15 protein-coding genes and 3 pseudogenes are annotated in these 20,184 nt (G+C 72.2%); 8 read left to right on the top strand and 10 right to left on the bottom strand.

All coding sequences use genetic code 11. From position 1 onward, the window contains the following. Positions 1 to 12: 12 nt before the first annotated feature. The 4 genes and pseudogenes from QFZ64_RS21600 to QFZ64_RS21585 all read left to right on the top strand — a co-directional run. Positions 13 to 405 (top strand): cytidine deaminase, encoded by a 393-nt coding sequence (locus QFZ64_RS21600; RefSeq protein WP_307071805.1) that lies wholly within the window; start codon positions 13 to 15, stop codon positions 403 to 405. 51 nt (positions 406 to 456) lie between these two features. Then, positions 457 to 1,740, top strand: a complete 1,284-nt coding sequence (locus QFZ64_RS21595) for a thymidine phosphorylase (RefSeq protein WP_307071804.1) — start codon at positions 457 to 459, stop codon at positions 1,738 to 1,740. Between the two features lie 95 nt (positions 1,741 to 1,835). Then, a pseudogene (locus QFZ64_RS21590) lies at positions 1,836 to 2,402 on the top strand (Uma2 family endonuclease); the annotation flags it as partial. 70 nt (positions 2,403 to 2,472) lie between these two features. Next, positions 2,473 to 2,712 (top strand): annotated as a pseudogene (locus tag QFZ64_RS21585) (hypothetical protein); the annotation flags it as partial. A 30-nt stretch (positions 2,713 to 2,742) separates the two neighbouring features. Here QFZ64_RS21585 and QFZ64_RS21580 read toward each other — a convergent pair. From QFZ64_RS21580 to QFZ64_RS21570, 3 genes are all read right to left on the bottom strand, one after another. Then, on the bottom strand, positions 2,743 to 3,813 hold the full coding sequence (locus tag QFZ64_RS21580) for a sigma-70 family RNA polymerase sigma factor (protein ID WP_307068162.1): 1,071 nt from the start codon (positions 3,811 to 3,813) through the stop codon (positions 2,743 to 2,745). Positions 3,814 to 4,199: 386 nt separating this feature from the next. After that, a complete protein-coding gene (locus tag QFZ64_RS21575) occupies positions 4,200 to 5,243 on the bottom strand; it encodes a BMP family protein (protein WP_373430764.1) in 1,044 nt (347 codons plus the stop codon). A 343-nt stretch (positions 5,244 to 5,586) separates the two neighbouring features. Next, positions 5,587 to 6,813 carry an amidohydrolase gene (locus QFZ64_RS21570; protein WP_307068158.1) on the bottom strand — a complete coding sequence of 409 codons (1,227 nt, stop codon included), beginning with the start codon at positions 6,811 to 6,813 and terminating at the stop codon, positions 5,587 to 5,589. Between the two features lie 376 nt (positions 6,814 to 7,189). Here QFZ64_RS21570 and QFZ64_RS21565 point away from each other — a divergent pair. After that, positions 7,190 to 7,579 (top strand): annotated as a pseudogene (locus tag QFZ64_RS21565) (type II toxin-antitoxin system VapC family toxin); the annotation flags it as partial. Positions 7,580 to 7,599: 20 nt separating this feature from the next. Here QFZ64_RS21565 and QFZ64_RS21560 read toward each other — a convergent pair. From QFZ64_RS21560 to QFZ64_RS21545, 4 genes are read right to left on the bottom strand one after another with little or no spacing between them, the layout of a single operon-like run. Continuing rightward, positions 7,600 to 8,709 (bottom strand): hypothetical protein, encoded by a 1,110-nt coding sequence (locus tag QFZ64_RS21560; protein ID WP_307068156.1) that lies wholly within the window; start codon positions 8,707 to 8,709, stop codon positions 7,600 to 7,602. A 25-nt stretch (positions 8,710 to 8,734) separates the two neighbouring features. After that, positions 8,735 to 9,673, bottom strand: a complete 939-nt coding sequence (locus QFZ64_RS21555; protein ID WP_307068155.1) for an N-acetylneuraminate synthase family protein — start codon at positions 9,671 to 9,673, stop codon at positions 8,735 to 8,737. Between the two features lie 12 nt (positions 9,674 to 9,685). Next, entirely contained in the window at positions 9,686 to 10,942 is a 1,257-nt protein-coding gene (locus QFZ64_RS21550) for an N-acylneuraminate cytidylyltransferase (RefSeq protein WP_307068153.1), read from the bottom strand. Positions 10,943 to 10,983: 41 nt separating this feature from the next. Beyond that, positions 10,984 to 12,408, bottom strand: a complete 1,425-nt coding sequence (locus QFZ64_RS21545) for a DUF6716 putative glycosyltransferase (protein WP_307068150.1) — start codon at positions 12,406 to 12,408, stop codon at positions 10,984 to 10,986. 198 nt (positions 12,409 to 12,606) lie between these two features. On the opposite strand from QFZ64_RS21545, the gene QFZ64_RS21540 reads away from it, so the two are divergent. Then, a complete protein-coding gene (locus tag QFZ64_RS21540) occupies positions 12,607 to 13,593 on the top strand; it encodes a glycosyltransferase family 2 protein (RefSeq protein ID WP_307068148.1) in 987 nt (328 codons plus the stop codon). Beyond that, positions 13,593 to 14,942 carry an alpha-2,8-polysialyltransferase family protein gene (locus tag QFZ64_RS21535; RefSeq protein ID WP_307068146.1) on the top strand — a complete coding sequence of 450 codons (1,350 nt, stop codon included), beginning with the start codon at positions 13,593 to 13,595 and terminating at the stop codon, positions 14,940 to 14,942. The genes QFZ64_RS21540 and QFZ64_RS21535 overlap by 1 nt, the downstream gene beginning before the upstream one ends. 193 nt (positions 14,943 to 15,135) lie before the next feature. Here QFZ64_RS21535 and QFZ64_RS21530 read toward each other — a convergent pair whose 3' ends face one another. The 3 genes from QFZ64_RS21530 to QFZ64_RS21520 all read right to left on the bottom strand — a co-directional run bounded on the left by QFZ64_RS21530 (position 15,136) and on the right by QFZ64_RS21520 (position 18,527). Then, complete coding sequence (locus tag QFZ64_RS21530; RefSeq protein ID WP_307068144.1) at positions 15,136 to 15,651, bottom strand: hypothetical protein; 516 nt, start codon at positions 15,649 to 15,651, stop codon at positions 15,136 to 15,138. Between the two features lie 77 nt (positions 15,652 to 15,728). After that, entirely contained in the window at positions 15,729 to 16,514 is a 786-nt protein-coding gene (locus QFZ64_RS21525) for a Crp/Fnr family transcriptional regulator (RefSeq protein ID WP_307068143.1), read from the bottom strand. 1,386 nt (positions 16,515 to 17,900) lie between these two features. Further along, a complete protein-coding gene (locus tag QFZ64_RS21520; RefSeq protein WP_307071803.1) occupies positions 17,901 to 18,527 on the bottom strand; it encodes a TetR/AcrR family transcriptional regulator in 627 nt (208 codons plus the stop codon). A 178-nt stretch (positions 18,528 to 18,705) separates the two neighbouring features. Between QFZ64_RS21520 and QFZ64_RS21515 the strand changes: the two genes are divergently transcribed. Continuing rightward, positions 18,706 to 20,178: an FAD-dependent oxidoreductase gene (locus QFZ64_RS21515; protein WP_307068142.1), complete on the top strand. Its 1,473-nt coding sequence runs from the start codon at positions 18,706 to 18,708 to the stop codon at positions 20,176 to 20,178. Positions 20,179 to 20,184: the final 6 nt, after the last annotated feature.

Here is a 20,184-nt window from a genome sequence, read left to right as displayed (position 1 = left end):
CCCGGTCCCCAGGTGTCCGACGTCGACTGGGAGGCCCTGCGGGAGGCGGCGCGCGCGGCGATGTCGCGCGCCTACGCCCCCTACTCGGGCTACCCGGTCGGCGTCGCCGCCCTGGTGGACGACGGGCGCACGGTCACCGGCTGCAACGTGGAGAACGCCTCCTACGGGATCGGGCTGTGCGCGGAGTGCGGGCTCGTCTCCGAGCTGCGCAACAGCGGGGGCGGGCGGCTGACGCACTTCGTGTGCGTGGACGGACACGGCGAGAGCCTGGTGCCGTGCGGCCGCTGCCGGCAGCTCCTGTACGAGTTCGGCGGGCCGGACATGCTCCTGGAGACCCCGGCGGGCATCCTGCCGCTGTCCGAGATGCTGCCGCAGGCCTTCGGCCCGGGCCACCTGGTCGGCTGAGCCTCCCTTTTCCTCTGCCCCACCCCTCCCGGAAGGAACTCCATGACGTCCATGTCGATGGATGCCGTCTCCGTCATCCGCGCCAAGCGGGACGGCGGTGAGCTCAGCACCGCGCAGATCGACTGGGTGATCGACGCGTACACGCGCGGCGAGGTCGCCGACTACCAGATGGCCGCCCTCAACATGGCGATCCTGCTCAACGGCATGGAACGGCACGAGATCGCCCGCTGGACCGCCGCGATGATCGCCTCCGGCGAGCGCATGGACTTCTCCTCGCTCTCCCGCCCCACCGCTGACAAGCACTCCACGGGCGGCGTCGGCGACAAGATCACGCTGCCGCTGGCCCCCCTGGTGGCCGCGTGCGGGGCGGCCGTGCCGCAGCTCTCCGGGCGGGGCCTCGGCCACACCGGCGGCACGCTGGACAAGCTGGAGTCGATCCCCGGCTGGCGGGCGCAGCTCTCCAACGAGGAGGTGCTGTCGGTACTCGACCGCGTCGGCGCGGTGATCTGCGCGGCCGGTGACGGGCTCGCCCCCGCCGACAAGAAGCTGTACGCGCTGCGGGACGTGACCGGCACGGTCGAGTCGATCCCGCTGATCGCCTCCTCGATCATGTCGAAGAAGATCGCCGAGGGGACGGACTCGCTGGTGCTGGATGTGAAGGCGGGCAGCGGCGCCTTCATGAAGACGGTGGACGACGCGCGCGAACTGGCCCGCACGATGGTGGGCCTGGGCGCGGACCACGGCGTGAAGACGGTGGCCCTCCTCACGGACATGTCCACCCCGCTCGGCCTGACCGCCGGCAACGCGCTGGAGGTCCGCGAGTCGGTGGAGGTCCTCGCGGGCGGCGGCCCGGCTGACGTCGTCGAACTGACGCTCGCCCTGGCCCGGGAGATGCTCGACGCGGCCGGACTGCCCGACGCCGACCCGGCCAAGGCGCTGGCCGACGGCTCCGCGATGGACGTCTGGCGCCGCATGATCAGCGCGCAGGGCGGCGATCCCGACGCGCCCCTTCCGACGTCCCGGGAGCAGCACGTGGTCACGGCCGCGTCCTCGGGCGTGCTCGCCCGCCTCGACGCGTACGACATCGGCGTCGCCGCATGGCGGCTCGGCGCGGGCCGCGCCCGCAAGGAGGACCCGGTGCAGGCGGCGGCCGGCGTGGAACTCCACGCCAAGCCCGGAGACCGCGTGACCGAGGGCCAGCCCCTCCTCACCCTCCACACCGACACCCCCGAACGCTTCGAGTACGCCCTGGAGTCCCTCGCCCACGCCTGCGACATCGCCACCCAGGGCGCGGAGTTCAACCCGACGCCGGTGGTACTGGAGCGCATCGCCTGACCAGTGGTTTCCCCTTTCGGGTGAACGGGATCGGTGGACCACCGCCGGTCCCGTTCGGCATGCTTGAGTCGGTGACGCGCCGACAGGAGACCGCCGTGGGCGCACTCACCGTCAGCCACGACCCCGAGCAGAGCTGGGACGACCTCGTCCGGTTCTGGGAGGAGATGGAGTGGCCCGAGGGCAGCAAGGTGGAGATCCTCGAGGGGATCATCACCGTGTCACCTGCTCCCGCGTACCGCCATGACGTGATCGCGGCACGCATCCAGCGTCGCCTCCACTCCGTGGTCCCCGAGGACTGGGGAGTGTTCCGGACGCCGGCCATCGCCGTTCCGTCCCGGCTGGGCATGCTCATCCCCGACCTCGTGGTGGCTCCGGTGCGGGAGGACTCGGAGTCGGACAGCCACGTTCCGGCCGCCCTGGCCTAACTCGTCGTCGAGGTCACCTCCAAGTCGAACGCCCGTCACGACCGCATCACCGAGCCCGCCGCCTACGCCGCCGCGGGCAGTCCGCCGTACCTGGTCATCGACCGGTGGGGCCCCGACGGGCCCACCGCGACCCTTCACGGTGAGCCGGAGGGGGATGTCTACCGGCCGTTGAGCTCCGCCGAATTCGGTGAACCCCTCAAGCTTCCGGCACCCTTCGACCGGGTCACCGACACCGGGTCATCGACACCGGAGAGTTCCCGGCAGAGCAGGTCCGGCCGGTCCCCGGGCGAGGGTGCCGCCGGGACCGATGAGTTGCGCGGGCGCGCGGCGTCTACCGTCCGTGGACGCCGTGACACCGCCTGTGCTGGTGCTGCCTCCGTTCGTCGGCCGGGACGACGTGGGGCGGCTCGGCCGTGACGTCCGGGCCCGGGTGACCGCCGCCGGGGGCGGTGCCGTCGTCTGCGACGTCGGCCGGGTGGTCACCCCCGGGCTCGCCCTCGTCGACGTCCTCGCCCGGCTCCAGCTCGCCGCCGGCCGGGCCGGCGGACACGTCCGCGTCCGCGGGCCGTCACCGGAGCTACGGGCGCTGCTCGCCCTTCTCCGGCTTCCCCTCGAGGTGGAGGGGGAGCCCGAACAGCGGGAACCACCGCTGCGTGTCGAGGAAGCAGTGGAACCCGGTGATCCGCCCGCCCGACGCCCCCGGCCCTGAGTCCGCCGGGGATATCTCCAGCGCCTGTACCGCCCACGCCGTGAACCCGCCCGCCTCCGGGTCCGGCTTGTACTGGGCGAACCCGGGCAGCCCGTTGACCTCGACCGGGACCAGGTGCGAGCCGGCGCAGGCCGCGCCGAGCGTCGTCATGAAGCCGGTGATGTCCGCCGGGCCGCGCAGCCACAGGTCGAACGGCGGCATCGTCATGGTCGCGTCCTCCGCCAGCAGGGCGGTCAGCGCGGTCATGTCGTAGCCCTCGAACGCGGCGACGTACCGCTCGAGGAGCCCCCGCTGCTCCTCGTCCAGCGGGTCGGAGACGGCGGCATCGGCGCCCTCACCCGCCGGCCGCTCGGCGAGCGTGGCCCGGGCCCGCTGGAGCGCGCTGTTCACCGACGCGACCGACGTGCCGAGGAGTTCGGCGACCTCGCTCGCCCGCCAGGCGAGCACCTCACGCAGGATCAGCACCGCCCGCTGCTTGGGCGGCAGTTGCTGCAGCGCGGCCATGAAGGCGAGCCGTACGGATTCCTTGGCCACGGCCGCCTCCGCCGGGTCGCTGACGGCAGGCAGAACCCGGGCGTCCGGCACCGGCTCCAGCCACGTGTGGTCCGGGCGGGGCGCCAGGGCGGCGCGGGCGAGCGGGGTGGACTCGGTGAGGTCCATCGGGCGGGCCCGTTTGTTGCCGGCGTTCAGCATGTCCAGGCAGACGTTGGTCGCGATGCGGTAGAGCCAGGAGCGGAGGCTGGAGCGGCCCTCGAATCGGTCGTGGCTGCGCCAGGCGCGGACCATGGTGTCCTGGACGGCGTCCTCCGCCTCGAAGGAGGAGCCGAGCATGCGGTAGCAGTAGCCGGTGAGCTCGACGCGGTGGCGTTCGAGCTGCGCGTCCAGCGGTTCCGGCGGTGGCTGTGCCGGGTCCTGTGCGATTGCCGTGCCGTCGTTCATTCCACCCACCCCTGTGGCCGTGTGCGTGTACGGGCGCTGTGGCCCCCCGCACTTCGGAAGCTACCGGAGGGGACTGACAATCGCGTCCCGGACGTGGGAAAGGGCTGGTCAGGGCTTGATCGCCCGCGCCGCCCCCGCCCTTCCCGTCGAGAGGCTCCGGGGATGGGGCGGAGCCCCTCAAGCCCCGCAGGGGCGGGGGCGCCTCGGAACTCGGGGCAGGGGGATCGTCGGCGGGTGCGGGTGCGTCGTGGTCGCCCGCGCGGCTCCCCGCGTCCCTTCAGGGGCGGCCCTGGCCGCCGTCATGCTCGACAGAACCGCGAACCACTCGTGCCCACGCGGCGGAGCCGCATGTCCAGTACGGACCCGCGCCCCTCACCGGGTGGGGCCTACTTCGTCGCCACCGTGACCTTGCCGGCGATGACGTCCTGCTTCGCCTTCTCGACCGCCGCGACGACGTCCTTCATCGCACGGTACTTCGGGTTGGAGTCCGCGAAGCCGACGCCGCCGGACTTGAGGTCGCCGACGACGACACCGCTCAGCGGCTTGCCCGCGTGCACCGACTTGACCAGCTCGTAGACCGCGCCGCCGACGTTCTTCAGCGCGGAGCCGAGGATGAAGTCCTTGTCCTTCGCCAGCGCCGACTGCTTGTACTGGTCGGAGTCGACGCCGATCGCCCACGCCTTGTGCGCGGCCGCGGACTTGATCACGCCCTGCCCGGAGAGGCCGGCCGCGTGGTAGATCACGTCCGCGCCCGCGTCGAGCTGGCCGTCCGCCGCGCTCTGGCCCTTGTCGGGGCTGGAGAAGCCGCCCTCGGCCGCGGTCTCCGTCAGATACTGCGACTCGATCCTGATCTTCGGGTCGACGGACTTGGCGCCCTGGTCGAAGCCTGCCTCGAACGAGTGGATGAGCGGGATGTCGACGCCGCCGATGAAACCGATGTGGTCCTTCTTGCTGGCCTTGGCCGCCGCGACACCGGCGAGGTAGGAGGACTGCTCGGCGCTGAAGACCAGGTCGACGACGTTCTTCGCCTTGATCGTCTCGTCGTCGATCATTCCGAAGGTGACCTTCGGGTACTTCGCGGCGACCTCCTTGACCGCGGGGGCGTAGGAGTAGCCGACGCCGATGATCGGGTTGTAGCCGGCCTTCGCGAGCGTGGTCAGGCGCTGGATCTTGTCGGCGTCGGACTCGCCGTCCTGCGGCTCGATGTCCCGCCCGCCGATCTTGAACTCCTTCTCCGCCTTGGCGAAACCGGCGTACGCGGCGTCGTTGAAGGACTGGTCGCCCTTGCCGCCGATGTCGTACGCGAGGCCGATGCCCTTGCCGGAGTAGCCGCCGGAGGAGCCCTTGTCCGAGCCGTTGTCGGCGCTGTCGGCCTCGCTGCTGGACTTGCCGCACCCGGCGGCCGCGAGGGCGACGACGGCGACGGCCACCGCGGCGCGGGAGAACCTGGTTCTGGGGGAGATCGAACGCACGACAAGCACCCTTCGTTCCCGGCACCCGTGGCCGGTCGGCTCCGTCGAACGCGCCGCTGCTGCGGCGGCGATTCGCGCGCACAGTAACGCGCGTAGAAGTAGGGGGGAACGGGGTACTGCGCGGCCGTTACCGATTCGTGCCGCCGTTCGACGGCGCGGGCCCGGCCGGACGGGAGGACGTCCGGCCGGAACCGTCGGTCGTGTCGGAACCGCCGATCGGGTCGGAACCGCCGGTCGGGTCGGAACCGCCGGTCGGGTCGGAACCGCCGATCGAGTAGGAACCGTCGATGGTCCCGGGACGTCAGTGGTCCGGGTGCAGCAGCGCCGCCGCGGTGAACATCTCCACGCCGACGGTGATGGCGTGCTCGTCCGCGTCGAAGTCGCCCTGGTGCAGGTCGCGGGCGGTCAGGTCACCGGGCCGGCGCACGCCGAGGCGGGCCATCGCGCCCGGCACGTGCTCCAGGTACCAGGAGAAGTCCTCGCCGCCGAGGCTCTGCGAGGTGTCCTCGACGGAGTCGGCGCCGCGCCGGGCGGTCATCGCGTCGCGCAGCAGTTCGGCGACGACGGGGTCGTTGACGACCGGCGGGACGCCCCGGATGTAGTTGATCTCGGACTTGGCACGGTACATGTTCGCGATCTCGTCGACCGCGGCGTGCACGACGTCGGGCGCGATCCGCCAGGCGTCGAGGTCCAGGCACCGTACGGTTCCGGAGAGCTCGGCGTGCTGGGGGATGACGTTGGGGGCGTGGCCGGACTCGATGCGGCCCCAGGTGACGGAGAGCCCGCTGCGGGCGTCGACCCGGTTGCGCACCAGCGCGGGCACGTCGAGGGCGACGCGGGCGACGGCGGTGACGAGGTCGGTGGTCTGGTGCGGGCGCGCGGTGTGGCCGCCGGGGCCGTCGAGGGCGATCTCGACGCGGTCGCAGGCGGAGGTGATGGCCCCGTAGCGCAGGCCGATGCGGCCGGCGTCGACCTTCGGGTCGCAGTGCACGGCGATGATGCGGCCGACGCCGTCGAGGGCACCGGAGGCGATGACGTCGGAGGCGCCGCCGGGCAGCACCTCCTCCGCGGGCTGGAAGATCATCCGTACGCCGCGCGGCAGCCGGCCCTCGCGGTGCATCCCGGCGAGCACGAGCGCGGTGCCGAGGACGACGGTGGTGTGCACGTCGTGGCCGCAGGCGTGGGCGCGGTCGGGGACGGTGGAGCGGTAGGCGCAGTCGGCCTTGGTGTCCGGGATGGGCAGCGCGTCGATGTCGGCGCGCAGGGCGAGGATCGGGCCGCCGGCCCGTTCCCCGGTCTCACCGATGTCGCAGACGAGCCCGGTCCCGCTGTCGAGGACACGTGGCGCGAGCCCCGCCTTCTCGAGCCGGGCCTTGATCGCGGCGGTCGTACGGAACTCCTGGTTGCCGAGCTCGGGGTGCATGTGCAGATCGCGGCGGAAGGCCACGAGTTCGGCGTGCAGGGCGGCGGGCAGCGCGCCGGGGAGCACAGCGTTCCCCGGGATGTCGGCCTCGGACTCTGGGGACATCACATGGTTCACCCTTTGAAGGGTAGGCCGATCGGGGGCACGACTAACCCGTGATCAACAAAGTTCAGGCCGTCGGGCGAAAAAATGCCGCGGACACGCCGCATGACGACCTTCATGGCTGGGTAAACTGCCCGGACTTGTCGGCCGAGTCGGGGCATGCACCCGCCCTTGTGATGTCGGCCACACCGCCGTCCGCACGAATGCCACGGCCCGACGCCGCTCTCACGCACCGCCTCACACCTCGAACCACAGCAGCTCGCCCGACGGACAGTCCTCCGACCGCGCGGTCGGTCCCGTTCCGCAGCTCGACACGGTCCGGTCGGACACCCACCACGGCCGCGGTTCGGCGGTGTCCGGGCGTCCTGGCGGGTGACCGGTGGGGCGGCGATCGAGCTCGTGTGGTGGAACAGCGTCCAGGGCCGTGCCGCGCGATCGTGCGGTGACCGCGTGGCTCGCCCTGGCCCGCGCCGACGACCTGCGTGTGGTCACGTCCGCGGCGACCCTCGTGGAGGTGGTCCACCCCCGGATCAACCGTCCGGCACTGGAGTGGACCCTCTCCCGCATCGTCGTCGGACCGGTCACCGAGCAGATCGCCCGGCACGCCGGCGCGCTCCTGGCCGACGCCGGTCCGCACGGCCACGAGTACGCCGTCGACGCCATGCTCGGCGCGACCGCGCTCGCCGCCCCCGGGCCGGTCACCGTGCTCACCCCGGATCCCGGGGACCGCACCGCTCTGTGCGGTGACCGCGTCACCGTCATCGAGGTCCGACCGACCCGCGCCTCCCTCTACCCCGCCACCGCCGCCGACGCCCCCGGCAGCCGGTGGATGCCCCTCGCCGTGTTCGTGACGCCGGTCAGGAAGTTCTGGGCGCGGGGGGAGGCCCTGGTGGTGAGCCAGTCGGGGTCGATGTCGCAGACCGCGACGCGGACCTCCGTGCCGGCCAGGGCCAGGGGGAGGGTGTGGACGACCGTCGAGGGGAAGCTGAGGATGGTGCGGCCGATGGGGCCGCGGCGGGCTATGAGTTCCAGGGGGAGGTCGGGGCGGACGATCTCCAGGCCGGTCTCCACCGCCAGGCGGTGGAGTTTCTCCGTGCTCTCGCGGCGGTGGGCGAAGTAGCGGGTCGCGCCGTGGGTCCTGGCCAGGGTGCGGACCGCTTCCAGGTAGTGGTCGGCGTCGACCACGCCCGTCTCCACCAGCGAGGTGCCGACCAGGTCCGCCCCCCTGGAGACGCGCGGGGGGCCGAAGCGGGCGCGCGTCCAGGTGAAGTCGTTCGCGGTGACCGTGACGCCGTCGGGGATCTCCTCGATCGGCATGGAGGAGAAGATCTCGACCGTGCGGTCGGGCGTCGGGGTCAGCCGGCGGCGGGCCGAGGAGGACACCGGGGCGAACAGCAGGTCCCGCGGGCCCGGCCGGCCGCCCTTGCGGTGCCAGCGCACCAGGCGTTCGCCCTGGGCGAGTTGGGTGACGAACTCCATCGTGGCCGTGCCGTCGTCCACCACGACCAGCTCGCGCGCCTTCGTCAGGGACAGCAGGAGCTGGACGTAGCGGGAGAACGGGTCGCCCATGACCACCCGTCGCGCCCGGCGCAGCAGGGAGGTCAGGCCGCCGACCGTCCGGAAGGGGGCGAGGGTGCCGCCGCGTGCCTCCTCCCAGCGGACGTCGTGGCCCTCCTCGCGGGCCAGTTCGGCCATGCGGCGCAGCTGACCGCGGGTCATCGGGTCCGTGGGGGACAGGACGACGAGGGTGAGGCCCGCGCCGGGCGGCCGCCGCGCGTCCGGGTCGAGCGCGTACGCCCACTCCAGGACGTTCAGCAGCTGCACCGGGCTCTCGACGAAGGCGAGGGTGCCGGGGTCGAGTTCGGGTCCGGGGCCGGGTGATCCGGCGCGGGGTCTCATCGGCGTACGACCGTCCCGTCCCGGGTCAGACCGCGACCGGCTCGCCCGCCGCCGCGGCGATCTCCGCCTCCGCGACGACACCGGGGACGCGGCGCAGCTTCTTCATCGGGCCGAGCTCGGAGTCGTAGACCTTCTTCACGCCGTCGCCGAGGGAGGCCTCGATGGTGCGGATGTCGCGGACCAGCCGCTGCAGGCCCTGCGGCTCGACGGAGGCGGCCTGGTCGGAGCCCCACATCGCGCGGTCGAGGGTGATGTGCCGCTCGACGAACGCGGCGCCGAGCGCGACCGCGGCCAGCGTGGTCTGCAGGCCCGTCTCGTGGCCGGAGTAGCCGATCGGGACGTTCGGGTACTCGGCCTGGAGGGTGTTGATGACGCGCAGGTTGAGCTCCTCGGCCTTGGCCGGGTAGGTCGAGGTGGCGTGGCAGAGCAGGATGTTGTCGCTGCCCAGGACCTCGACCGCGTGCCGGATCTGCTTCGGCGTCGACATGCCGGTGGAGAGGATGATCGTGCGGCCGGTGGCGCGCAGTTCGCGCAGCAGCTCGTCGTCGGTCAGGGAGGCGGAGGCCACCTTGTGGGCGGGGACGTCGAACTTCTCCAGGAAGGCGACGGCCTCGGGGTCCCACGGGGAGGCGAACCAGGCGATCCCCTTCTCCTTGCAGTACGCGTCGATCTGCCCGTACTCGTCCTCGCCGAACTCGACGCGGTGGCGGTAGTCGATGTACGTCATCCGGCCCCAGGGGGTGTCGCGCTCGATGTCCCACTGGTCGCGCGGGGTGCAGATCTCGGGGGTGCGCTTCTGGAACTTGACCGCGTCGCAGCCGGCCTCGGCGGCCGCGTCGATCAGCTTGAAGGCGTTGTCGAGCTCGCCGTTGTGGTTGATGCCGATCTCGCCGGTGATGTAGACGGGGCGGCCGGGGCCGGCCTCGCGGTCACCGAACGTGCGGATGCGGGAGTGCGTGCTCATGAGGGGGTTTCCTTACTTGGTGAGGGGGGCGGGGGAATCGAGGGAGGGGCCGAGGATCCAGCCGGCGATCTCCCGGATCGCGCCGTCGCCGCCGGGGACGGTGGTGACCGCGCGTGCGGCGCCGCGCACGACGTCGTGGGCGCTCGCGACCGCCACGGGCCAGCCCACGAGGGCGAAGCACGGGAGGTCGTTGACGTCGTTGCCGACGTAGAGCACGCGCTCGGGCGCGATGCCCTGCTCCTCGCACCACTGCTTCAGCGCGAGGTCCTTCCGGTCGATGCCGTGCAGCACCGGGAGCTTGAGCTTCCGGGCCCGGGCGGCGACGACCGGGTTCTGTTCCGTGGACAGGATCAGCAGCCTCAGGCCGCTGCGGCGCAGGGCCGCGATGCCGAGGCCGTCCCCGCGGTGCACGGAGACGAACTCCCGTCCGTCGGAGTCGATCAGCACGTGGTCGTCGGTCTGGGTGCCGTCGAAGTCGAGTACGACCGCGTCGATGTCGGCGGCGGTCGGGAGGGCGCCGGGCCTGTCCGCGTCGAAGAGGGGCGCGAGGGCGCGGGCGCGGGCGAGGTCGTGCGGGTCGTCGATCTCCAGGACCCGGGCCGGGTCGGTGCGCACGAGGTCCGTGCGGCCGAAGAAGCGGTGCCCGTGGACGCGGAAGCCGGCCGCGTCCATCGCGTAGGCGGCGCCGGTCTCCAGCAGGTCCTGGGGACGGTCCTGGCGGCGCGGGCGGTAGGACTTGTCGTGGTTGACGCCGTGGCCGCCGCCCGCCTCGGGGGCGTCGGGGCCGGCGGGTGCGGCGGGATCGCCGTCCCGCCAGACGAAGCCGTGGAAGGGGGCCACGGTCACCGCCGTGTCGGCGCCCTTCCCGACGACCGCGCCGGCCACCCCGTCGATGTCCTCGCGGACGAGGAAGGGGCTGGTGCACTGCACGAGCAGGACGACGTCGACGGGCGCCCCGTGCAGGGCCTCGTGCGCGTCCATCGCGTGTCGCACGGCGGCCTCGGAGGTGGCGGTGTCGCCGGCGATCGCGGCGGGCCGCAGCACGACCTCGGCGCCGGCCTCGCGGGCGACGGCGGCGATCGCGTGGTCGTCGGTGGAGACGACGACGTCGGTCACCAGGCGGCTGGCACGGCACTCGCGCACCGCGCGGGCCACCAGCGGTACCCCGCCGACCGGGGCGAGGTTCTTCGCGGGCACCCCCTTGGAGCCGCCGCGCGCGGGGATCACGGCGAGCACCCGGCGCATCGCGCCGGTGTCCGGGTGGGTCATGGGTTCTGCTCCTTGGCGTGCGTCGATCGGGGCGGCGTCGCTCACAGCTCCCCCATCCGGCGGATCACCGGGGCGACCCGCTGCACCCCGTGCCGGTAGGCACCGCGCGCCGCGCGGCGCACGATCTCCCGGACCGGGCCCGGCTCGCGGTCGGCGGCGGGCGCGCCCGGCAGCGGGCTGCCGTCCGGGCCGAGGTGGTGGCGGGCGAGGATGCCGGGCAGATAGCCGGGCGCCGTCACGGGCGTGTAGTACGGGGTCAGCGGGGGCAGCCCGCCGGGCCGGCCCAGCAGCTTCGCGATCCGCTCCCGGGCGGCGTCGAAGGCGGTGGCGTACGAGCCGTCGGCCGCGACGCCCTGCCGGGCGACCCAGGCCGCGTCGGGCTCCGGACGGTGCCCGGCGTCGAGCTGGTCCCAGGAGGCGAGGCAGCCGGAGCCGGTGAAGTGGTGGTTTCCGAGCACCTCGCGCACCCCGAGGTCGGTGAGGACCACGGTCGGGATGCGGCGGTGCAGCGATTCGAGCGCGGCCGTCGAGCTGACCGTGACCAGCAGGTCGGTGCGGTCCAGGACCTCCCCCATGTGTCCGTAGACGAGGCGGAGGTTGGGCGGCAGGTCGATCCGCTGGGCGAGCTTCTGGTAGGGCAGTTCCTCGATGTGCGTGGTGTGCTCGCCGGGCCGGGAGCGCAGCTTGAGCAGCACCTCGCGCTCGGGGTGCTGCCGGGCGTGCCGCACCAGGCGGTCGAGCAGGTACGTGCGCTCCCTGCGGCCGGCCGGCACGGAGGGCTGGGCGGCGAAGACGACCGTGTAGGGCCTGCCCCCCTGCTCCGCGGACGGCTCGGGCGCGCCGGTGTAGGCCGCGCCGCCGAGGAACGGCAGCGCCACCTCCGTGACCGCCGAGGCGTCGGCGCCGACCCCCTCGTACACCGCGCGGAAACGTTCCGCGTCCTGGCGGGAGTTGGCGAGGACGAGGTCCGCGCCGTGCCGCAGCAGCAGGCCGTCGGCGAGCTTCTCGTAGACGACGCCGACGTAGCCGGTGACGACCACGGGGCGGCGGCCGCGGCCCTCCCAGACCCTCTTGAGGCCGTGCAGCATCGCCTGCACCCCACCGCCGACGAGGGCGAGCACGACGATGTCGTACTCCTCGCGCGCCATGGCACGCAGGAACTCGACGGCGGTGACTTCGCGCAGGGAGTCGGCGTGGACGCCGACCTCGGCGAGCTGGCGCGGTGTGGGCGTGGCCCGGCCGCGCAGCAGGAAACCGTCGAGCGCGGGGGCGGTCCCCTCCGGCGCCGACTCGCGCGTCCCGTCCGACGCCGCCCCGAGCGGCCCGGCTTGCACGGTCCCGCGCGGCCCCGCTTCCATGGAGGCGCCCGGCGCGATCCGTCCGGCGGTCAGCGCACCCCATTTCCAGCGGGTGTCGGAGTCCGCCAGAACGGCGATGCGCGGGGGCTTGGATTCGCTTGCTGGCACGTCGTAGACGCTAGGAAGCGATTCCCAGGAATGGCCCAACCAGGAATCAACGCGAAGTTAACAACAGTCCACCGGGAACCGAACCGGCCCGCCGAAAGCCCCGACGTACACGTGGTGCACCGTTCCGACACACGGAGTTCACGCTCCGTACGCCCACCGGTTGGCTGTCCTGCCGGGGCGGCTCCTAGCGTTTCGCGGGTGCCCAAGCTCTCCGTGATCGTGCCGTTCTACAACGTGCAGAAATACGCGCCGGACATGCTCAGAAGTCTGCGGCTGAATTCCCGCGAGGATTTCGAGTTCGTCCTGGTGGACGACCATTCCAAGGACGCGACACCCGCCCTGCTCGAACGGGCGGTCGAGGAACTCTCGGCCGTCGCCCGGGTGCGGTACGTCCGCCACGAGAAGAACGGAGGGCTCGCCACCGCACGCAACACCGGTCTGGACGCGGCGGGCGGCGAGTACCTGACCTTCCTCGACGGCGACGACTGGCTCGCCCCCGGATACCTCGCCGAGCTGCTCTCCGCCATCGAGGACCTCGGCTGCGACTTCGTGCGCACCGACCACGTGCAGGCCACCGCCCGCGCCCGCGCCGTGTTCCGGGTGCCGGTCGGCCGGCGCGGCGAGGTGCTGAACCCGCGCGAGTCGATCCTGCCCGCCGAGCGGAGCACCTCCGTGGACTACGCCTACGCGTGGGCCGGCATCTACCACCGGCGGCTGCTGGACCGGGGTCTGCTGCACTTCACCGACGGGCTGCGGACTGCCGAGGACCGGCCGTGGATCTGGAAGCTGCACCGCGAGGCGGAGTCGTTCGCCGTGGTCGGGCTGCTCGGCGTGTTCTACCGGCGCGGGGTCGCCTCCTCCCTCACCCAGATCGGTGACGTCCGTCAACTGGACTTCATCCGCGCCTTCGACCAGGTGCTCGAGGAGACGGCGCGGGACGAGGACGCCGCCCGGCTGCTGCCGAAGGCGGTCCGCACCTACTGCGCGATCATCGCCCACCACCTCGCCGACGAGGGCAAGTTCGAACCCGCCGTGGCCAAGCGGCTGCGGGCGATGAGCGCGGGCGCGATCCGGCGCATGCCGCAGGACGCGCTCGACGACGTACTCGACACCATGGACCCGCACCGCGCGGCGAGGCTGCGGCGGCTGCGGCGCCGGATCACCACAGCGAAGGCGGCCGCGTGATGCCCCGTAACGACCGCGCCCGGCGCACCACGACACAAATCTTCTGCGCCTCCACCCTCTACGGTGCCGCCACCCTGGCCGCCGCCCTGGAGTCCGGCCTGTTCGGCGAGGCGGACCGGCGGCTGCTGCTGGTCTGCAACAACGCGACGACACCGGAGATCAGCCCGGCCCTGGACGAGATGCCGGGCTTCGCCCCGCTGCGCGCCCACTTCGACGGCGTCCTGTCCTGGAACGAGGCGATCCGCCCCTTCCACCCCGGCGCCTGGGCGCCGCGCCCCGACGACGTACCGCTGTTCGAGCGGTATCTGCGGATGCTGTGGGGGCTGGGGACGGACCGGGTGGAGCTGGTCCTGGAGTCCCTGCAGGTCGCACCCGCGCTCTCGATCGCCACGCTGTTCACCGACGCGCCGATCGACGTCTACGCCGACGGGCTGATGAGCTACGGCCCCACGCGCAACAAGCTGGACCCGCTGGTCGGCACCCGGGTGCGCCGGCTGCTCCACCTCGACCTGGTGCCGGGGCTCAGGCCCCTGCTGCTGACCGAGTTCGGCGTCCCCGCGGAACTGGTGCCGACGCCGGCCTTCCTGAAGGTGATGGGCGAGCTGGGCGCGGCCGTGCCGCCGCCGGAGCTGCCCGAGGGGGCGGCGCTGCTGCTCGGCCAGTACCTGTCCGCGCTGGACATCCTCTCCCCCGAGGAGGAGGAGAATCTGCACCTGTCGATGGCACGCGGGGCGGTCGAGCGCGGCCACCGCACCCTGGTCTTCAAGCCCCATCCGACCGCGCCGGCCCGGTACAGCCGTGCCCTGGAGGCGGAGGCGGCGAAGCTGGGCGTGGAGCTGACCGTCCTGGACACGCCCGTCCTCGCCGAGGTGCTCTACGAACGGGTCCGTCCCGCGCTGGTCGTCGGCTGCTTCTCGACCGCGCTGTTCACCGCCTCGGGGCTCTACGACCTGCCCGTGGCCAGGGTCGGCACCGAACTGCTGCTGGAACGCCTGACGCCGTACCAGAACAGCAACCGCGTCCCGGTCGTCCTGGCCGACGCGCTGCTGCCGGACCTCGGGGAGAAGGCGGGCGAGGAGCCGGTGCCGGCGGACCGGCTGAACGAGCTGGTCACCGCGGTCGGCTTCGTGATGCAGCCGCAACTGCACCGCTCACTGCGCCCGGCCGCGACCCGCTACCTCTCCGCGCACTTCGGCCCGCGCACCCGCCGCTACTTCCGCCGCAAGCGCCTCACCTCCCTCGGGCTGCCCGGCGGCATCCCCGAACGCCTGGCCTTCCTGCCGAACAACTCGGCGGCGCGACGGGTGGTGCGACGGGCGCGGGCGATGCGGAAGGCGGTCCGCCGCTGAGCTGCTCCCGCAGGGCGGCCGGGCCGCCGCGGCACCGAACCGCTGCGGCGCCGGGCCGTCGGGCCGTCGGGCCGCCAGGCCGTCGGGCCGCCGCGACGTCACCGTGGGTGCGGCACGGGGGGCTGCGCCCCCAGGGGCACGAGGGAGGAGCGGCACCCGGGGGCGCCGACGCACACATCGGCGCCGCCCCCGGTCAGTTGCTCCTGCCGAGCACGCGGATCCGGTTCAGCGCCGTGGTGACGGCCCGCGCCACTTCATCGCGGAGGTGCTCCTGTGTCATGGCGGCCCCGAGGAGCGTCCGGTACTCCTCGGGGCCGTTCGCCGTGGCGGCGTCCACCGGGGGGAGCGCGGTGGCGAGCCAGCGGTCCATGCACTCCACGACGTCGCGCAGTTCGGCGGCGACCAGGCCGTTCTCGGCCGCCAATGTCTCGATGCGGTGCCGCAACCGGCGCATCGGAGCGAACTCGGCTTCCCCGCAAGGGCGCTGTGCGTGCTCACGGATCCGCGTGCCGACGGTGCGGAGGTGCCGGCCGGCTTCCTGGAGTTCCGTCGCGTTCTCCGTCGTGCGTCCCGTGCGGCGCGTGTACTCCAGCACCTGCCGGTAGTGACGGAGCGTCACCACTGTCCCGACGATGCCCACCAGGGCACTCAGCAGGGCACTCAGCAGGACGTCGGCGTGCATGCCGAGGAAGGGGGTCGATCCGAGCATGACAGGGGTGCTCCTTGTCCGGGGGACACCGCGCACCGCTCCCGACGGAGCGGCGCACGGTGGGGTGAGCGGTGGCGTCAGAAGGCGTCGGAATGTCCGGGGAGTTCCGCGAACGCCCGGAGCGCGGTGAGGTCGGTCACCACGAATCGGCGGTAGTGGCTGAGTACCAGTCCCCGCTTCGACGACCCCTGGCCGCCGGGAGGACGGCGCAGCTGGCGCAGGGCGTTCTCCATGGTGGAGACGCCCATCTGCAGCGAGTCCGCGAGGTGTTTCTGACTCGGTCCCACGACGACGGCGCCGGTGCCGGTGCCGGGCGCCCCGGCCACACCGGCCGTCCTGGCCAGGTGGAACAGCAGGCCGGCGACCCGCTGGGCGGGGGCGCGGGAGACCGTGCCGTAGATCAGCTCGTCCGTGCGATTGCGCGTCTCCAGGCTGCGCAGAAGAGCCTTCTGTATGTCCGGGTGCTTGCGCAGGAGCATGTTCATCCGGTCCACGGAGCACGGCATGATCCAGGTGTCGGTGAGGCACGTGGTCCGCACCACCGCGGGCAGTTCGATGAGCTTGCCCTCGCTGAGGAGCTGGCCGGCCGCCCGGAAGCGGGTGACCTTCGGACCCTCGTCCTCCTGCCCGGTGAGGAATCGTTCCTGGCTCACACAGCCGCCCAGGACGATATGCACGAACTGGTCGTCCGGCCGGATGGGCAGCACCGTGTCCCTGGCGTGCATACGAGCGTCCGAGCCCCATGCACTCACGAACAACGGCCAGGCCCCCGAGGGCAGGTAGCGCATGAAGGTGCCCAGGGGCATGTCCTGTCGGCCGGCCAGGACGTCGGCGGGCCGGATCGCGTCGATGTGGGGGACCACGGGATCACTCCCCCATCGCACGCGGGCGTGCGGGGGTACGGCGGCGGCGCCGGGCGCCGACGTGACGGGTCCTTGGGGTGTGACAGGTCGTCCGGATATGACGGAAGGCGGCCTGCCGGGGCCCGTCGGGCCCCGGCACGACAGCGCCATCGCTGATGGCGGTTCGCATCGGTCTTCGATCCTTCCCTCGTGGCAAGGGGGCTTCCGGGTGCGTCCCTCGAGGGGCACGCCCAGGGGTGGTGGGTCCAGCGCCCGTGTCCCTCGTGTTGTCTCCGCTGGTTTAGGTCGGAGGGAGTGACACGTCGTCAGGTCGCAACCATAACTCCCCGCGCGGGAAAAGCACCAGCCACTCCGGGGCCCGAGAAGCGGCTCCGACGCACTAGCCCCGCGACAGGGAGGTATCCACTCGACATCCCTTCGCACAGGGTTTTCCTTCCCTTTGCCTGCCGCACGTGACACGGGTCACAGCGACCGGCGCAACTGAAAAGAGAAGACGGGGGCAGAAGGGCAGCGGCGTAATGGCTTCACACGAAAGGGCCGCGGACGGGGTCACGCATTCCGCTTTCACCGGCCCCATGAGGACCCCATAAAGAGGGAGCCTCGGGGAACCACCCCCGAGACTCCCGAAGGGCCTGGACCCACCAAGGACCAAGACCGATACTCAGTACAACACCCCGAGCGTCCGGACGGTTACGCACCACGCACTATCCGCCGCCTTCCCCCCTACAACGAGGGGTTTTCACCGGGCGATCGCCCGGCACCGCCTCGCGCGCCGCACGACAGTCGGACGGAATGATCAACATGGCAGTTAGGCGCGTTATGCCTTCTTCGCCCCAGTATCCCTCCCCCGCCTCCCTCAGGAACCACACAGAAACACATATCACCGATCAATATCGATCGATCGATGACCGCACAAGAAAAAGCATCCCCGCCCACCCACACAAACGCTCACACGTTCGAAGGAACGCCCACTCCCGTCGAGCCGGACAGGCACACCACTCCGGAGCCACCCCGGAATTTCCTTCCTCGCGAGGACAGGAAAATAACGGCCGGCGCACTGAATAACCGCCCCCGGTCCCACGAAAGCCCCGCCCCGCCCCGCATTCCGCCCCTTCTCGACGAAAAGTAATCGACGTCGGGAAGACGGCAGTCGGATCACCCTCGTCGCGGAATGGGGGTGATATCACCGCCCGCACGGCCGCGCCACCGAACGAAGCGGACTGCGCCCCATCGCCCTTCACAAGCCGGACGCCCGGCAACCAGACGGAACACACCGTCCCACGACGCTACGTACGGTAAGGAAATCGAGACGGAGAGTTCTCTCAATGGAAAGGCCAGACGGAACGAGGACGGCGCGACGCTTTCGGCACGGCGACCGATCCCGCGTCAGGCGATGCCGTACTGCGCCGTGATGCCCGCCAGCAGCAGGGTCAGGCCCTCCTCGAAGTGGCGGTCGAAGCCCTCGAAGATTTCTCGTCCGGCCGCCGCCGTCAGGGGGTAGTCGGACAGCACGCGGGCGCGTTCGTCGAGGTCGTAGCCCTCTCGGCGTTCGTCGGCCATGGGCTGGACGCCCTGTTCCTCGGTGACGTAGCCGATGGTGTAGAGGTACGACGTCTGGGTCGCGCGCACCGCCTGGGCGAGGGTGAAGCCGGCCCCCGTGAACACGCGCAGGGTGTCTTCCATCTGCTCGGCGTGGACGGCGCCGGTGAAGCGCGAGCCGCTGAAGACGCGGGCGCCGTCGCGGTAGCCGAGCAGGGCGGTGCGCAGCCCGCGGTTGGCCGCCAGGAGCCGTTCCTGCCAGGTCTGGGCGTGGTCCAGCGGGATGCCCGCGATCATGCGGCGGTACATCTCCGTCGCCATCTCGTCCAGCAGGGCCTGCTTGTCCTTGAAGTGCCAGTACAGGGCGGGCGCCTTGACGTCCAGCTCGCGGGCGATGGCGCGCAGCGTCAGCCCCTCCAGGCCCACCTCGTTCAGCAGCCGCAGGGCGGTGTCGGCGACCCGCGCGCGGTCCAGGGGCGCACGGCGTTCCGCGCGTGCGGTGCCCTCTGCGCGTGCGGTGGTTTCCGGCGTCGTGGCGCTGTCCGTCCGTTCTGTACTCACGTCGGAAACTTTACCGCGTGCGCTTGACAACTTAACGACGTTAAAGGCATCCTCGACACGATCGCAATTTAACGACGTTAAGGAGAGGGACATGACTGCCACCGGAAACGCCACCGGAACGACCGACGTGACGACGGACGTCCTGATCGTCGGCGCGGGCCCCACCGGGCTCGCCCTCGGCGTGGACCTGGCCCGGCGCGGGGTGGACGCGCTGGTCGTGGAGCGGACGGACGCGCTGTTCCCCGGCTCCCGCGGCAAGGGCATCCAGCCGCGCACGATGGAGGTCTTCGACGACCTCGGCATGGTGGACGCGTTCACCGCCGTCGCCGGCGACTACCCCGTCGTCATGATGTGGCGGGACGGGCAGCGGCTGGGTGAGCACCACATGTTCGACCCGGTCGAGCCGAGCGAGGACGCCCCGTACAACCGGCCGTGGATGGTGCCGCAGTGGCGGACGCAGGAGATCCTGCACGCGCGGCTGCGGGAACTGGGCGGCCGGGTCGAGTTCGGCCGGGAGTTCACCGGGCTCTCGCAGGACGCCGACGGGGTCACGGCGGCCTTCGCCGACGGCAACGCCGTGCGCGCCCGGTACGTCGTCGCCGCGGACGGCGGCCGTTCGAGCGTACGGCGGGGGCTCGGCATCGGCATGACCGGCGAGCAGGTCGACCCCTACCCGAGCATGGTCGCCGACGTGCGGCTCACCGGCATCGACCGCGACAACTGGCACTTCTTCCCGCCGGTGGAGAAGGACGCGCCGGAGATGCTCGCCATCTGCCCGCTGGCCGGCACCGATCACTTCCAGGTCATGGCGCGCTTCCCGGAGGGCGTCACCCCGGATCTCTCCCTGGAGGGCGTCCGCAAGGTCGTCGCCGACCGCAGCCACCTCGCCCCCGAGGACGTCACCGAACTCCTCTGGGCCTCGGACTTCCGCCCCCGGACAGGGCTCGCGGAGCGTTTCCGGGACGGCAGGGTCTTCCTCGCCGGGGACGCGGCCCACGTGCACTCCCCGGCCGGCGGCCAGGGCCTGAACACCAGCGTGCAGGACGCCTACAACCTGGGCTGGAAGCTGGGCGCCGTACTGCGCCTGGGGGCGCCTCGGTCGCTGCTGGACACCTACGAGGAGGAGCGCCTGCCCACGGCGGCGGGGATGCTCGGGCTGAGCACGAGCGTGCACCGCGGCGAGACCCGCCGGGGCGGCGACACGACTCAGCTCAGCCTGAACTACCCGGAGTCGTCCCTGTCGGTGGAGACCCGGGAGGGCCTGCCGGAGGGCGCCCTGCGGGCGGGCGACCGCGCCCCGGACGCCCGGGTCGACGGCGTACGGCTGTTCGACGCGTTCCGGGGACCGCACTGGACCCTGCTGGCGGTCGGCACGGCGACCGACGTGCCCGACGCGGTCCGCATCGCCCCGCGCGGCGCCTACACGGCCGGCCTGTACCTGATCCGCCCCGACGGATACGTGGGCTGGGCGGGCACCGACGAGGCGGGGCTCGCACCGTACCTGTCGGCGATCGGCGCGTCGGTGGGCTCGTCGGAACGCTCGTCGGCCGTCCAGGAGGCCTGAGGGGGC

It is taken from the genome of Streptomyces sp. B3I8 (genome assembly GCF_030816915.1).
GTDB lineage: Bacteria > Actinomycetota > Actinomycetes > Streptomycetales > Streptomycetaceae > Streptomyces.
This window is presented reverse-complemented; position numbering and strand designations above follow the sequence as displayed.

Coding starts and splice junctions, on each gene's coding strand:
- QFZ64_RS21555 (WP_307068155.1), bottom strand. CDS start 9,673: ATGAGCACGCACTCCCGCATCCGCACGTTCGGTGACCGCGAGGCCGGC.
- QFZ64_RS21560 (WP_307068156.1), bottom strand. CDS start 8,709: ATGAGACCCCGCGCCGGATCACCCGGCCCCGGACCCGAACTCGACCCC.
- QFZ64_RS21570 (WP_307068158.1), bottom strand. CDS start 6,813: ATGTCCCCAGAGTCCGAGGCCGACATCCCGGGGAACGCTGTGCTCCCC.
- QFZ64_RS21530 (WP_307068144.1), bottom strand. CDS start 15,651: ATGCTCGGATCGACCCCCTTCCTCGGCATGCACGCCGACGTCCTGCTG.
- QFZ64_RS21580 (WP_307068162.1), bottom strand. CDS start 3,813: ATGAACGACGGCACGGCAATCGCACAGGACCCGGCACAGCCACCGCCG.
- QFZ64_RS21595 (WP_307071804.1), top strand. CDS start 457: ATGTCGATGGATGCCGTCTCCGTCATCCGCGCCAAGCGGGACGGCGGT.
- QFZ64_RS21535 (WP_307068146.1), top strand. CDS start 13,593: ATGCCCCGTAACGACCGCGCCCGGCGCACCACGACACAAATCTTCTGC.
- QFZ64_RS21515 (WP_307068142.1), top strand. CDS start 18,706: ATGACTGCCACCGGAAACGCCACCGGAACGACCGACGTGACGACGGAC.
- QFZ64_RS21550 (WP_307068153.1), bottom strand. CDS start 10,942: ATGACCCACCCGGACACCGGCGCGATGCGCCGGGTGCTCGCCGTGATC.